General features: G+C 50.0%; 11 protein-coding genes. 10 read left to right on the top strand and 1 reads right to left on the bottom strand.

Annotation, left to right across the window (positions count from 1 at the left end; translation table 11 throughout):
• The first annotated feature begins 105 nt into the window (after positions 1-105).
• The 3 genes from K2G43_RS08910 to hydG all read left to right on the top strand — a co-directional run bounded on the left by K2G43_RS08910 (position 106) and on the right by hydG (position 4,141).
• Positions 106-1,566, top strand: coding sequence for a monomeric [FeFe] hydrogenase (locus K2G43_RS08910; protein WP_300154343.1), 1,461 nt, complete (start codon positions 106-108; stop codon positions 1,564-1,566).
• A 72-nt stretch (positions 1,567-1,638) separates the two neighbouring features.
• On the top strand, positions 1,639-2,667 hold the full coding sequence (hydE, locus tag K2G43_RS08905; RefSeq protein ID WP_297644238.1) for a [FeFe] hydrogenase H-cluster radical SAM maturase HydE: 1,029 nt from the start codon (positions 1,639-1,641) through the stop codon (positions 2,665-2,667).
• 55 nt (positions 2,668-2,722) lie between these two features.
• Positions 2,723-4,141 carry a [FeFe] hydrogenase H-cluster radical SAM maturase HydG gene (gene hydG / locus K2G43_RS08900; RefSeq protein WP_297644239.1) on the top strand — a complete coding sequence of 473 codons (1,419 nt, stop codon included), beginning with the start codon at positions 2,723-2,725 and terminating at the stop codon, positions 4,139-4,141.
• Here hydG and K2G43_RS08895 read toward each other — a convergent pair whose 3' ends face one another.
• Positions 4,142-5,428 carry an O-acetylhomoserine aminocarboxypropyltransferase/cysteine synthase family protein gene (locus K2G43_RS08895; protein WP_300154339.1) on the bottom strand — a complete coding sequence of 429 codons (1,287 nt, stop codon included), beginning with the start codon at positions 5,426-5,428 and terminating at the stop codon, positions 4,142-4,144.
• Between the two features lie 135 nt (positions 5,429-5,563).
• On the opposite strand from K2G43_RS08895, the gene K2G43_RS08890 reads away from it, so the two are divergent.
• The 7 genes from K2G43_RS08890 to K2G43_RS08860 all read left to right on the top strand — a co-directional run bounded on the left by K2G43_RS08890 (position 5,564) and on the right by K2G43_RS08860 (position 12,724).
• Entirely contained in the window at positions 5,564-6,043 is a 480-nt protein-coding gene (locus K2G43_RS08890; protein WP_297644241.1) for an Lrp/AsnC family transcriptional regulator, read from the top strand.
• Between the two features lie 10 nt (positions 6,044-6,053).
• Positions 6,054-7,235 (top strand): [FeFe] hydrogenase H-cluster maturation GTPase HydF, encoded by a 1,182-nt coding sequence (hydF, locus tag K2G43_RS08885; RefSeq protein ID WP_300154346.1) that lies wholly within the window; start codon positions 6,054-6,056, stop codon positions 7,233-7,235.
• A gap of 688 nt (positions 7,236-7,923) precedes the next feature.
• The gene (locus K2G43_RS08880; protein ID WP_300154336.1) at positions 7,924-8,244 is read left to right on the top strand and encodes a PadR family transcriptional regulator; all 321 of its coding nucleotides are present in this window, start codon (positions 7,924-7,926) and stop codon (positions 8,242-8,244) included.
• A 43-nt stretch (positions 8,245-8,287) separates the two neighbouring features.
• Positions 8,288-9,397, top strand: coding sequence for a PspC domain-containing protein (locus tag K2G43_RS08875; protein ID WP_300154333.1), 1,110 nt, complete (start codon positions 8,288-8,290; stop codon positions 9,395-9,397).
• A 460-nt stretch (positions 9,398-9,857) separates the two neighbouring features.
• Complete coding sequence (locus tag K2G43_RS08870; protein ID WP_297643458.1) at positions 9,858-10,394, top strand: UpxY family transcription antiterminator; 537 nt, start codon at positions 9,858-9,860, stop codon at positions 10,392-10,394.
• A 149-nt stretch (positions 10,395-10,543) separates the two neighbouring features.
• Positions 10,544-11,626, top strand: a complete 1,083-nt coding sequence (gmd, locus tag K2G43_RS08865; RefSeq protein WP_297643457.1) for a GDP-mannose 4,6-dehydratase — start codon at positions 10,544-10,546, stop codon at positions 11,624-11,626.
• Between the two features lie 18 nt (positions 11,627-11,644).
• Complete coding sequence (locus K2G43_RS08860) at positions 11,645-12,724, top strand: GDP-L-fucose synthase (RefSeq protein ID WP_300154328.1); 1,080 nt, start codon at positions 11,645-11,647, stop codon at positions 12,722-12,724.
• Positions 12,725-12,783: the final 59 nt, after the last annotated feature.

The following is a 12,783-nucleotide window of genomic DNA, read 5'->3' as shown; positions in this document are numbered from 1 at the left end:
GTTTTTTTTTAGGTTTTCGGTATCAAATTTAAATGTTTTTTAAGAAAAATCAATATCTTTGCACTTCATTACTGAATTAACTAATTTTCAACATCTAAAAATAGTATGGCATTTACGAGCAACATCATGATTGTCCGCCACAGATTGCTGAAAGAACTGGTAAGGCTGTGGAACAACAACGAATTGGTAGAGAAAATAGACCGACTGCCCATCGAGCTGAGTCCCAAAAGGTCGAAACATGCGGGACGCTGCTGTGTGCACAAAGAACGGGCGGTGTGGAAGTACAAGTCGCTGCCGCTGCTGGGGCTGGATATGGAGGACGAAACGGACGAGTTGACCCCGCTGTCGGAATATGCTGCCCGTGCATTGGAACGTGCCGAACACGGCAAGCCGAAGGAGAACATCATGTGCGTGATTGACGAGGCCTGCTCCGCCTGTGTGCAAATCAACTATGAGATTACGAATCTTTGCCGTGGGTGTACGGCACGCAGCTGTCAGACGAACTGTCCCAAGAAGGCGGTGCATGTCAAAGAGAGCGGGCAGGCATGGATTGACCACGATGCGTGCATCAGTTGCGGCATCTGTTACAACAGCTGTCCCTATCATGCCATTGTTTACATTCCCGTGCCGTGCGAGGAAGCCTGCCCCGTGAAGGCCATCAGTAAGGACGAGAAGGGGATAGAACACATCGATGAGAGCAAGTGCATCTATTGCGGCAAGTGTCTTAATGCGTGTCCCTTCGGTGCTATTTTTGAGGTATCGCAGGTGTTTGACGTGTTGCAAGGAATCCGTAAGGGTGAGCAGATGGTGGCTATTGTGGCACCCTCCATTTTGGGACAGTTCCAAACCACTATCGAACAGGTGTATGGAGCCTTGAAGGAGATGGGTTTTGCGGATGTTATCGAAGTGGCGCAAGGAGCTATGGACACCGTCACCAATGAAGCGCACGAATTGGTGGAGAAACTGGAGGAGGGACAGAAGTTCATGACGACTTCCTGCTGTCCTTCTTACATCGAACTGGTGAACAAGCATATTCCTGCCATGAAGCCTTACGTGTCGGGCACCGGTTCGCCGATGTACTATACGTCACGAATTGTCAAGGAGAAGTATCCGGATGCGAAGGTGGTCTTTATCGGTCCCTGTGTGGCAAAGCGCAAGGAGGCGCAGCGCGACGAGGCGGTGGATTTCGTGATGACCTTCGAGGAAATGGCTTCCGTACTGGCCGGTCTGGATATCCAGATGGAGCAGTCGCAACCCTATCCGGTGCAGTTCACGGCTGTGCGTGAGGCGCATGGATTCGCTCAGGCAGGGGGCGTGATGGGTGCCGTAAAGGCTTATCTGAAGGAGGATGCGGATAAGATAAATGCGCTTCAGGTGGCCAATCTGAACAAGAAGAATATCGGCATGCTGCGTGCATACGCCAAATCGGGCAAGGCTCCGGCACAGTTTATCGAGGTGATGGCTTGCGAAGGCGGCTGTATCACCGGACCGACTGCATACAACGAGGTCGCTGCCGGAAAACGACAATTGGGACAGGAACTGGCAAAACAGGAGAAGACGTATTGATTTTATAAAGGAGTTATCGGAAATTAGAAGGAGTATTGGCTTCTAACTCCCGATAACTCTTTCAAAAGATATATGACCGATTTGATAAACAAATTGCGGAATTGTCATAGGCTGGATGCTGAAGAGTATCGGGCATTATTGCTTTGTGAGGATGCCGGCATGGTGGACTATCTGCACAAGCTGGCACGGGAGGAGGCTGTGTCTCGCTTCGGTCACAAAATCCTTCTGCGCGGGCTGATTGAGATAACGAACCGTTGCCGCAACAACTGCCTGTATTGTGGCATACGGAGAGGAAACGGAGCTGTTGAGCGCTATGAATTGACACAGGACGAGATTCTGGCCTGTTGTCGCGAAGGTTATCGCCTCGGCCTCCGTACATTCGTTCTGCAGGGAGGTGAGATGCCGGAGGTGAAGGACGATTGGACGGTGGAGCTTGTAGCCCGCATCCGTGGGGAGTTTCCCGACTGTGTCCTTACGCTCTCCTTGGGCGAGCGGTCGCGTGAAGCTTACGAACGCTTTTTCCGTGCAGGTGCCAACCGCTATCTGTTGCGTCACGAGACGTACAACGCAGCCCACTACGCTCGGCTTCATCCTGCCGAAATGTCGCTCTCACATCGCCTGCAATGCTTGGAGTGGCTGAAGGAAATCGGTTATCAGGTGGGAACGGGCATCATGGTGGGTAGCCCGTATCAGACGGTGGACCATCTGGTGGAAGACCTTCTCTTCATCGAACGGTTTCGGCCGGAGATGATAGGCATGGGCCCGTTCCTTCCTCATCGCGATACTCCTTTTGCTTCTTTTCCGCCGGGCAATATCGGGATGACCCTGAAGCTGCTTTCCATTTTCCGGCTGATGCACCCTTCTGCTTGGATTCCCGCCACCACCGCCCTGGCCACTCTTGCGCCAGATGGACGGGAACGCGGAATACTGGCGGGTGCCAATGTCGTTATGCCCAACCTTTCTCCACCCTGTCAACGGGCGAACTATTCGCTCTACGACCACAAAGCCGCCACCGGTGCCGAAGCCGCCGAAGGATTGGAGGAACTGGAGAAGAGATTGAAAGAAATAGGATATGAAATAGGTGATAAGGTGATAGAGTGATGGAGTGATAAAGTGATAATTTTTAATTCTCAATTTTCAATTTTCAATTCATAAAGTGTACAACGTAAAATCAAGACAAGCCGAAGAGTTCATCAACCATCAGGAGATATTGGACACGCTGGAGTATGCCCGGGCAAACCGCGGCAACCGTCCGCTTATCGAAAGCCTGATAGACAAGGCGGCTCTGTGCCAGGGACTATCCCACCGGGAAGCTGCCCTGCTGCTGGAGTGTGACGAACCCGATTTGGTGGAGCGCATTTTCCACCTGGCACGTGAAATCAAGCAGCGGTTCTATGGCAATCGCATCGTGATGTTTGCCCCGCTCTATCTCTCTAACTATTGTGTGAACGGATGTGTCTATTGCCCCTATCATGCCAAGAACCGTACCATTCCGCGCAAGAAACTTTCGCAGGAGGAGATACGCCGCGAAGTCATCGCTTTGCAGGATATGGGGCACAAACGTCTCGCCCTGGAGGCGGGAGAAGACCCTCGAAACAATCCTATTGACTACATTCTGGAGTCCATCCGCACCATCTACAGCATCCAGCACAAAAACGGCGCCATCCGTCGGGTGAACGTCAACATTGCCGCCACTACGGTGGAGAACTACCGGCTGTTGAAGGAGGCAGGTATCGGCACTTACATCCTCTTTCAGGAGACCTACAGCAAGGAGCATTATGAGGCGTTGCATCCCACAGGTCCCAAGAGCGACTATGCCTACCACACTGAAGCCATGGACCGTGCCATGGAGGGAGGCATTGACGACGTGGGCATCGGGGTGCTGTTCGGCCTGAATACCTACCGTTACGACTTTGTGGGCCTGTTGATGCATGCCGAGCATCTGGAAGCTCTCTTCGGCGTGGGGCCGCATACCATCAGCGTTCCACGCATCTGTCCGGCAGATGATATTTCGACGAAAGACTTTCCAGATGCCATTTCGGATGAGATGTTTTGCCGCATCGTGGCGGTCACACGTATTGCTGTGCCTTATACCGGCATGATTATCTCCACCCGCGAGTCTGAGGCAGTACGCCGCCGGGTGCTTCAGTTGGGCGTTTCGCAGATAAGCGGTGGTTCGCGTACCAGCGTAGGAGGCTACGCCGTTCCTGAGAAGGAGGGGAAGGACTCTTCGCAGTTCGATGTTAGCGACCGACGTACACTGGACGAGGTGGTGCACTGGCTGCTTGATCTGGGGCATATTCCCAGCTTCTGTACTGCCTGCTATCGCGAAGGACGCACCGGCGACCGTTTCATGTCGCTCGTCAAGCGCGGGCAGATAGCCAACTGCTGTCAGCCCAATGCGCTGATGACCCTGAAAGAGTATCTGGAGGACTACGCCTCCCCCGCAACCCGCAGGAAGGGCATCGAGCTGATCCGTGAAGAACTGGCTCACATCCCGAATCCTAAGATACGCGAGATAGCCGAACGAAACCTGCGGGCGATAGAGGAGGGTAGGAGGGACTTCAGGTTCTGATTATACTTTCTCCAATGCCTGCTGAAGGTCGGCAAGGATGTCATTGATATGCTCTACTCCGATGGAGAGCCGCACCGTGGTGGGGGTGATGCGCTGGGCCGTAAGTTCTTCGGGTGAGAGTTGCGAGTGCGTAGTGGTGTAGGGGTGGATGACCAGCGATTTCACATCTGCCACATTGGCAAGGAGCGAAAAGATTTTCAGCGAATCGATGAATCGCCAGGTGTCTTCCTGCGTGCCGTTTATTTCAAAAGTGAAAATGCTGCCGGCGCCTTTCGGAAAATATCTTTTATAAAGAGTGTGGTCCTTATGTGACGGCAACGACGGATGGCTGACACTTTTGACTTTCGGATGCTTGGCAAGGAAATCGACCACACGCAGTGCATTCTCTACATGGCGTTCGATGCGGAGCGGAAGTGTCTCCACCCCTTGCAACAATATCCAGGCATTGAAAGGTGAAATCGTGGCACCTGTGTCGCGCAGGATGACGGCGCGGATGCGTGTCACGAAAGCAGCTTTGCCTGCCACGTCGGCAAACACCGCTCCGTGATAGGATGGATCCGGCTTGGCAAGTGTAGGGTATTTATCGGCATTGGCTTTCCAGTCGAAGCGGCCGGATTCGACGATGACACCGCCCAACGAGGTGCCATGACCGCCAATAAACTTCGTGGCGCTGTGCACAACGATGTCGGCTCCATGTTCGATGGGACGGATGAGGATGGGTGCAAAAGTATTGTCCACGATGAACACGATGTGATGTTTGTGGGCAACCTCTGCTATCGCATCCAAGTTGGTTACATCGGAATTGGGATTGCCGAAGGTTTCGGCATAGATAACCTTGGTGTTAGGACGGATGGCGGCTTCAAGTGCCTGAAGATTATTGATATCCACGATGGTGTTTTCCACGCCTTGTGTGGAAAGCGTATGGGTGATAAGGTTGAAGGTACCACCATAAAGATTGTCGGCAGCCACAATATGGTCACCATTCTGCAAGATATTCTGCAGGGCGTAAGTGATGGCGGCTGCCCCACTGGCAACCGCAAGTCCGGCAGCACCGCCTTCAAGGGCTGTCACGCGGTTTTCGAATACGCTTTGGGTGGAATTGGTCAAGCGGCCATAGATGTTGCCGGCATCGCGCAGCCCGAATCGGTCGGCTGCATGCTGAGAATTGTGGAACACATACGAAGTGGTCTGATAGATAGGCACGGCGCGTGCGTCGGTTGCGGGGTCGGCTGTTTCCTGTCCTACATGGAGGGCGAGGGTCTCGAGGTGAAGATTCTGTGTATTCATTGTCTTATGCTTTTATGTTTTTAATAATTTGGATGCGAATTTATGGCTTTATGGTTGTTTGTTCCAAATATATTTGCGAAATACAGAAAAACATTCTAATTTTGCTTCCGTGTTAGAATAAACGACTACGAAATCATGCCAAGCAAGCCTATAATAGAATCGCTGGACGCGACGGACATCAAAATTCTGCGTTGCCTGCAACAGAATGCACGGCTGACCATCAAGGAAATAGCATCGGAAGTGATACTGAGCACGACTCCTGTCTTTGAACGCATAAAGCGAATGGAACGGGAAGGGTACATCAAGCGATACGCTACCATACTTGATGCAGAGAAACTTCACAAAGGATTCATCGTATTCTGTAGTGTGAAACTCAAGCCGCTAAACAAACAGGTGGCTCAGGAGTTTTGCGAGACGATACGTAAGATTAACGAGGTGACGGAGTGTTACAACATCTCCGGTCGCTACGACTTCCTTCTGAAGGTACACGCCCCTGATATGAAGTACTATCAAGAACTTGTACTCAATGTACTGGGACAATTACCCATGCTGAATTCTTTAGAGTCAACTTTTGTCATGGAAGAAATCAAAAATGACTTTGGCGTTGCAATCTGATAATGACATCATGAACCATACCCCCAATTCAAACCGTTTGCACATCGCTGTTTTCGGACGACGGAACAGCGGAAAGTCCAGCCTTATCAATGCCTTGACCGGACAAGACACATCGCTGGTATCTGCCACACCTGGCACCACCACCGACCCGGTGGCAAAAGCCATGGAAGTATATCCTTTAGGCCCCTGTCTCTTTATCGATACCCCCGGCTTCGATGACGAGGGCGAACTGGGCCGGATGCGCGTGGAGCGCACCCGGAAGATGATGGAGAAGACCGACATCGCCCTGCTGCTCTTTGAGGACGACGGAACGCCGGAACGGCAATGGATGGAGCTGCTTCGTGAGCATGACATTCCCGTCGTACTGATAGTGAACAAGAAAGATGTCCGGCAGGATGTCGATTCGCTGGCCCTCAGGATTGAGGAAAAGTACGGGCAAGTACCGGTCGTGGTCAGTGCCGGAGAGAAGTCCGGCATGCAAGGCATCTTCGATGCTATTCTTGCAAAGCTTCCCGAAGACTTTGCCGAACGCACCATCACAGGCAATCGGGTGGGAGAGGGCGATGTGGTTCTGCTGGTCATGCCCCAAGACATTCAGGCTCCCAAAGGCCGCCTGATTTTGCCTCAAGTACAGACCATTCGCGAACTGCTGGACAAGAAATGCATAGTGGTGAGCTGTACCACCGATCGGTTGTCGGATTCCTTGCAAGCCCTTGCTCGTCCTCCTCGGTTGATTATCACCGACTCACAGGCGTTTCCCATTGTCTATCGGCAAAAGCCTGCCGAGAGTAGCCTGACTTCCTTCTCTGTTCTTTTTGCCGCTTACAAGGGGGATATAGAGGCTTTTGCAGAGGGGGCTTCCACCATCGCTCTTCTCACGCCGCAATCGCGCGTGTTGATAGCCGAAGCCTGCACCCATGCCCCACTGACTGAGGACATTGGAACGGTCAAGATTCCCCGTCTGCTGCGGAAACGTATCGGCGAAGAGCTGCAAATAGATTTCGTATCGGGCAACGATTTTCCCCATGACTTGTCCCGCTACAACCTGATTATCCATTGCGGTGCCTGTATGTTCAATCGAAAATATGTACTCAGCCGCATTGCCCAAGCTCGTGCGCAACACATTCCTATTACGAACTACGGCATGGCGATAGCCTATCTGACGGGAATATTGGATAAGATTGTGTGGTAGGAAGAGCTCAGGAGGCTTAGTATTAGTAGGAGTTGTCGGGAGATGGAAGAAGTTCTTTGGTAGTTGGAAGTCAATCTCCTTCTCATCACTAATAGTTTGTAGAATTATTGTTGTATAAGTTCTACTGATTGTTTAAATCACTGATTATCAATCGCAAATATTCGCATTGACAGACACTTGCTTCTGATGTCTCAAACACTTGTGTCTGTCTCGTCAAACACTGGACTTTCAGACGATAGACACTTGTGTCTGTCAAACAGGGAGATAATGGGGACTGGAAAGTGTTCGTTTCTCTGTTTTCTTGCAACTATTCATCTATCGTGGCCTATATAATGTATGCATTCTTAATGTAGGGTTCATCCGGTATTTGAAGTGATGGTACCTGATGACGCTTTCAGCCCAATTGTCACTCCAAATTCCGGATGAGCCTATAATGCAGGGCTGCACCGTGGTGCAGCCGAAATGCCGGTTGCCGGTATGCAAATGAGCGGCTATATCAGGGATTATATCTACAAATCATTGATTCTCAATATGATAAACAATAGGATAGTTGTTTCGCTTTTTCCTTTTATTGTTAATCATTCTTAATGTATAGTACTTTGTAATACAAGGTACTGATATAATACATACATTTGTGCCATACAAAGGATGTGAAGAATGAATATGTGAAATCATAAATCATAAATTTATGGACGTAAACAATGTAAAGTCGCAAATGCGTAAGGGAATGCTTGAATACTGTATCATGCTGCTCCTGCATAAAGAACCGGCATACGCTTCGGACATTATCCAGAAGCTGAAGGAGGCCCGGTTGATAGTGGTGGAAGGAACGCTTGATCCGTTGCTCCCCCGTTTGAAGAACGATGACCTGCTGAGTTACGAATGGATTGAGTCCACGCAGGGGCCCCCACGGAAGTATTACCGCCTGACGGAGAAAGGAGAGCTGTTCTTAGGCGAACTGGAAATCTCCTGGAGAGAATTAAACGAAACGGTGAACTATTTGAGTTGATTCATTTGTTTATAAACCGATTAAAAACATAAAAGAAAGAGATATGAAAAAGACATTGACCGTAAATTTGGGTGGAACCGTTTTCTACATTGACGATGATGCTTACCGCCTCTTGGATAATTACCTGAGTAACCTTAAACTGCATTTCCGCAAGGAAGCCGGTGCCGATGAGATTGTGGACGATATTGAACGTCGCATTTCCGAACTTTTTGCAGAGAAGTTGTCGGCAGGCTCGCAAGTCATTACGATTGCCGATGTAGAAGAGGTGATAGCCCGCATGGGAAAGCCCGAAGAGATGGAGGTGGAGGAAGAGAGCGGTAGCGGTGAGGCCGGCAGTGCCCGTACAGGCAATGGATATGGCGCGGGTGCCTGGAGCGGCGATGATGCGGAGGGTACCGTACGCCGTCGGCTTTACCGCAATCCCGATGATAAGATGTTGGGTGGCGTTATCAGCGGAATTGCCGCTTACCTGAGTTGGGATGTGACGTTGCTTCGCCTGTTGGCGGTTTGTATTCTTATCTGTGGATATGGTACGTTGGTGCCGGTGTATATCATCTGTTGGCTGGTCATACCGGAAGCCCGTACGGCTGCTGAGAAACTGAATATGCGCGGCAAAGCCGTGACGGTGGAGAACATCGGAAAGACGGTGACCGATGGTTTTGAGAAAATGGCGAACGGGGTGGATAATTATATGAAGTCCGACAAGCCTCGCACGCTCTTGCAAAAGGTGGGCGATGCGTTTGTCATGGTGGCGGGTTTCTTCCTGAAGCTCTGTATGGTGATATTCGCCATTATTTGCAGCCCCGTGCTGTTTGCGTTTGGAATTGTGTTTGTGGTGCTGTTGTTTGCCGCTGTTATGGTGGCTATTGGTGGCGGGGCGGCCCTGATTACTCTTTTCCCGACGATGGATATGGTGTTGCCTGCCTCTCCTTTGGCTGCCATTGTGATGTACATTGCGGGCATCTTGCTGGTAGGCATTCCTTTGATTAGCCTGGTATGGGGCATTTTCAGCGGGATATTCAAGTGGCAACCGATGAACACCGGGCTGAAGTGGACGTTGGTCATCCTTTGGATTGTCAGTGCGGCTTGCTTCGGTATCTGTTTTGCCATGCAGGGGGGATCGTTCCCTGAATTCGGGATGCGGGAGATTTGAGAAGAAGCCGTGTCAATCTAAAGATTGGAACACGAATTACGCCAATTGCACCCATGATGTATTTAAGCGGACATCTGATAATCAGCGTTTTCCTTACTTACATTTTGGTGTGATTGGCGTAATTTGTGTTCTTTTTATTTAAAGGAGTTATCAGCTGAGCTGACAAGTCATTTTTCCTCGTATGTTTTCTGCTCTTTCCTCGTATGTTTTCCGTATTTTCCTCGTATGCTTTTCGTGTCTATAGAGAAGGGGATTATCCGAAGGATGTACGAAGCAGGCGGAACTCTGGTAGGAGGAAGACAGAGAAGAATGAAAGAACTTGACGATATTCAATTATTTTGATTAAACAATTTGCCGATATGGAAAATGAGGGCTATCTTTGTGCACATTGAGCGGATGGCTTTTTATATAATCCGTTTGTGTATTTTGAAGAAATACTCTTTTCTGAATAAATGTCGAAATGGGAGAGGAAAAAGAAAAAGAAATTTGGTTCGCTATGCGTGCTACTTACCGTAGGGAACTTGATGCAATGCATTTGCTTGAAAAGGAGCGATTGGGTTGTTTTGTTCCTATGCAGTATAGGTTCTGTGTGAAGAAAGGCAAAAAAGTTCGTGCCTTGGTTCCCGTTGTCCGAAACCTGATTTTTGTGCATGCCTCTCCTTCCGAAGTGAAGCGTGTCAAGTCTTTGGTCACTTACCTTCAATATATTACCGATACACGTAGCGGACAGAAGATAGTTATTCCCGACAATCAGATGCAGCGCTTCATCGCCGTGTCCGGCACCTACAATGACCAGTTGCTCTATTTCCAGCCGGAAGAGTTGAATTTGTCCAAAGGCACCCGCGTACGTGTCACGGGTGGTGAATTTGAGGGACAGGAAGGTATTTTCCTGAAAGTAAGAGGTGCCCGCGACCGTCGCGTAGTTGTTGAGATTCGGGGTGTCATCGCTGTGGCGATGGCGACTATTCATCCGGATCTGATAGAAGTGATTGAGTGAGGCGGGGCGGATGATGAAGGCAAAAGGTATATTGCTTTTTATTTGAAGGTATCGGCCTTTATCTCTTGAGTCCCATTTGTCAACTGATAATCTCTTTTAATTTCCCAAACTCCTTTTAATGAAAAGTATAAAACAAATATAATTATAGTATGAAAAAGAAAGCATTAATTACCGGTATCACCGGTCAGGATGGTTCGTTTTTGGCAGAATTTTTGATAGAAAAAGGATATGAGGTTCATGGCATTTTGCGCCGTTCCTCCTCTTTCAATACAGGCCGTATCGAACATCTCTATCTGGATGAATGGGTGCGGGACATGAAGAAGGAGCGTCTGATTAATCTGCATTACGGTGACATGACGGACAGCAGCTCGCTGATTCGCATCATTCAGATGGTGCAACCGGACGAGATATATAACCTTGCCGCTCAAAGCCATGTGAAGGTAAGTTTTGATGTGCCCGAATATACGGCGGAGGCTGATGCGGTGGGAACGCTGCGTATGCTGGAGGCTGTCCGTATCTTGGGGTTGGAGAAGAAGACGAAGATTTATCAGGCTTCCACGTCCGAATTGTTCGGCAAGGTGCAGGAGGTTCCTCAAAAGGAGACAACGCCTTTCTATCCGCGCAGCCCCTATGGGGTAGCCAAACAATATGGCTTCTGGATAACGAAGAACTATCGGGAGAGCTATGGCATGTTTGCCGTGAACGGTATCTTGTTCAATCATGAGAGTGAGCGCAGGGGAGAGACGTTCGTGACAAGAAAGATTACACTGGCTGCCGCCCGCATCGCTCAGGGCTTTCAGGATAAATTGTATTTGGGAAACCTGGATGCACGCCGCGACTGGGGATATGCGAAAGACTACGTGGAGTGTATGTGGATGATTCTTCAACATGACACTCCGGAAGATTTTGTGATTGCCACAGGCGAGATGCACACGGTGCGTGAGTTCGCCACGTTGGCTTTCAAGGAGGTCGGCATTGAGCTTCGTTGGGAAGGCGAAGGCGTGGATGAGAAGGGAATCGACGTGAAGAGTGGCAAGGCATTGGTGGAAGTGGATCCTAAATACTTCCGTCCTTGTGAGGTGGAACAATTGCTGGGCGACCCGACAAAAGCGAAGACGCTGCTCGGCTGGAATCCGACGAAGACAAGTTTTCCAGAACTGGTAAAGATTATGGCTGCCCACGACATGCGCTTTGTGAAGAAATTGCATCTGAAAGCGCAGATGGACAAGTGATGAAGAAGAGAATAAGTTATGTTAGAGAAGGACGCAAAAATTTTTGTGGCAGGGCATCGCGGACTGGTGGGCTCTGCCATCTGGAATAATCTGCAACAGCGGGGTTATACCAACTTGGTGGGACGTTCGCATCAGGAGCTGGACTTGCTGGACGGATTGGCGGTGAAGAAGTTTTTTGACGAAGAGCAGCCGGATGCGGTGGTACTTGCCGCCGCACACGTGGGAGGCATAATGGCGAACTTGCAGTATCGGGCAGACTTTATCTACCGGAACTTGCAGATACAGCAGAACGTCATCGGAGAGAGCTTCCGCCACGGAGTGAAGAAGCTGCTTTTCTTGGGAAGCACCTGCATCTATCCGCGTGAGGCGCCACAACCCATGAAAGAGGAGGTGTTGCTGACTTCTCCGCTTGAATATACCAACGAGCCGTATGCCATTGCCAAAATAGCGGGATTGAAGATGTGCGAAAGCTTCAACTTGCAATATGGAACGAACTATATAGCCGTGATGCCGACCAACCTGTACGGGCCGAACGACAATTTCCATTTGGAGAACAGCCACGTGCTTCCTGCCATGATTCGCAAGATTCATTTGGCTAAATGCTTGAATGAAGGGGATTGGGATGCAGTGCGCAAGGACCTTGATTTACGCCCCGTAGAAGGGGTGGACGGCAGCTGCAGCGAGGAAGCGATACGGGCGAAGCTTGCCAAATTCGGCATTACCCCGGAAGCGGTGATGTTGTGGGGAAGCGGGAAGCCGTTGCGCGAGTTCCTTTGGAGCGAGGAGATGGCGGATGCCAGCGTACACGTGCTGCTGCATGTGGATTTCAAGGATACGTATGCTCCCGATAGCAAGGAGATACGCAATTGCCATATCAATGTGGGTACCGGAAAGGAAATCAGCATCAAGGAGGTGGCTGAGAAAATTCGTGCGGAAATTGGTTTCAAGGGCGAACTGCGGTGGGATTCCTCGAAGCCTGACGGCACACTGCGAAAGCTGACGGACGTAACCAAACTGCACCGTTTGGGATGGCACCACAAAGTGGAAATAGATGAAGGCATACACCGTTTGTATGAATGGTATAATAAGTGGATTTGAATAAAACACCAGACGAAGTAAGAAGGATGAGGTTAGGGTGTGCCAAAATAAAAAGAGAA

The organism is Bacteroides sp., from assembly GCF_029057325.1.
Classification (GTDB): Bacteria; Bacteroidota; Bacteroidia; order Bacteroidales; family Bacteroidaceae; genus Bacteroides.
This window is presented reverse-complemented; position numbering and strand designations above follow the sequence as displayed.

Bases quoted from the DNA above. Each gene is read 5' to 3' on its own strand.
- hydF (WP_300154346.1), top strand. From the start codon at position 6,054: ATGAACCATACCCCCAATTCAAACCGTTTGCACATCGCTGTTTTCGGA.
- K2G43_RS08910 (WP_300154343.1), top strand. From the start codon at position 106: ATGGCATTTACGAGCAACATCATGATTGTCCGCCACAGATTGCTGAAA.
- K2G43_RS08860 (WP_300154328.1), top strand. From the start codon at position 11,645: ATGTTAGAGAAGGACGCAAAAATTTTTGTGGCAGGGCATCGCGGACTG.
- K2G43_RS08890 (WP_297644241.1), top strand. From the start codon at position 5,564: ATGCCAAGCAAGCCTATAATAGAATCGCTGGACGCGACGGACATCAAA.
- gmd (WP_297643457.1), top strand. From the start codon at position 10,544: ATGAAAAAGAAAGCATTAATTACCGGTATCACCGGTCAGGATGGTTCG.
- K2G43_RS08875 (WP_300154333.1), top strand. From the start codon at position 8,288: ATGAAAAAGACATTGACCGTAAATTTGGGTGGAACCGTTTTCTACATT.
- K2G43_RS08880 (WP_300154336.1), top strand. From the start codon at position 7,924: ATGGACGTAAACAATGTAAAGTCGCAAATGCGTAAGGGAATGCTTGAA.
- hydE (WP_297644238.1), top strand. From the start codon at position 1,639: ATGACCGATTTGATAAACAAATTGCGGAATTGTCATAGGCTGGATGCT.
- K2G43_RS08895 (WP_300154339.1), bottom strand. From the start codon at position 5,428: ATGAATACACAGAATCTTCACCTCGAGACCCTCGCCCTCCATGTAGGA.
- K2G43_RS08870 (WP_297643458.1), top strand. From the start codon at position 9,858: ATGGGAGAGGAAAAAGAAAAAGAAATTTGGTTCGCTATGCGTGCTACT.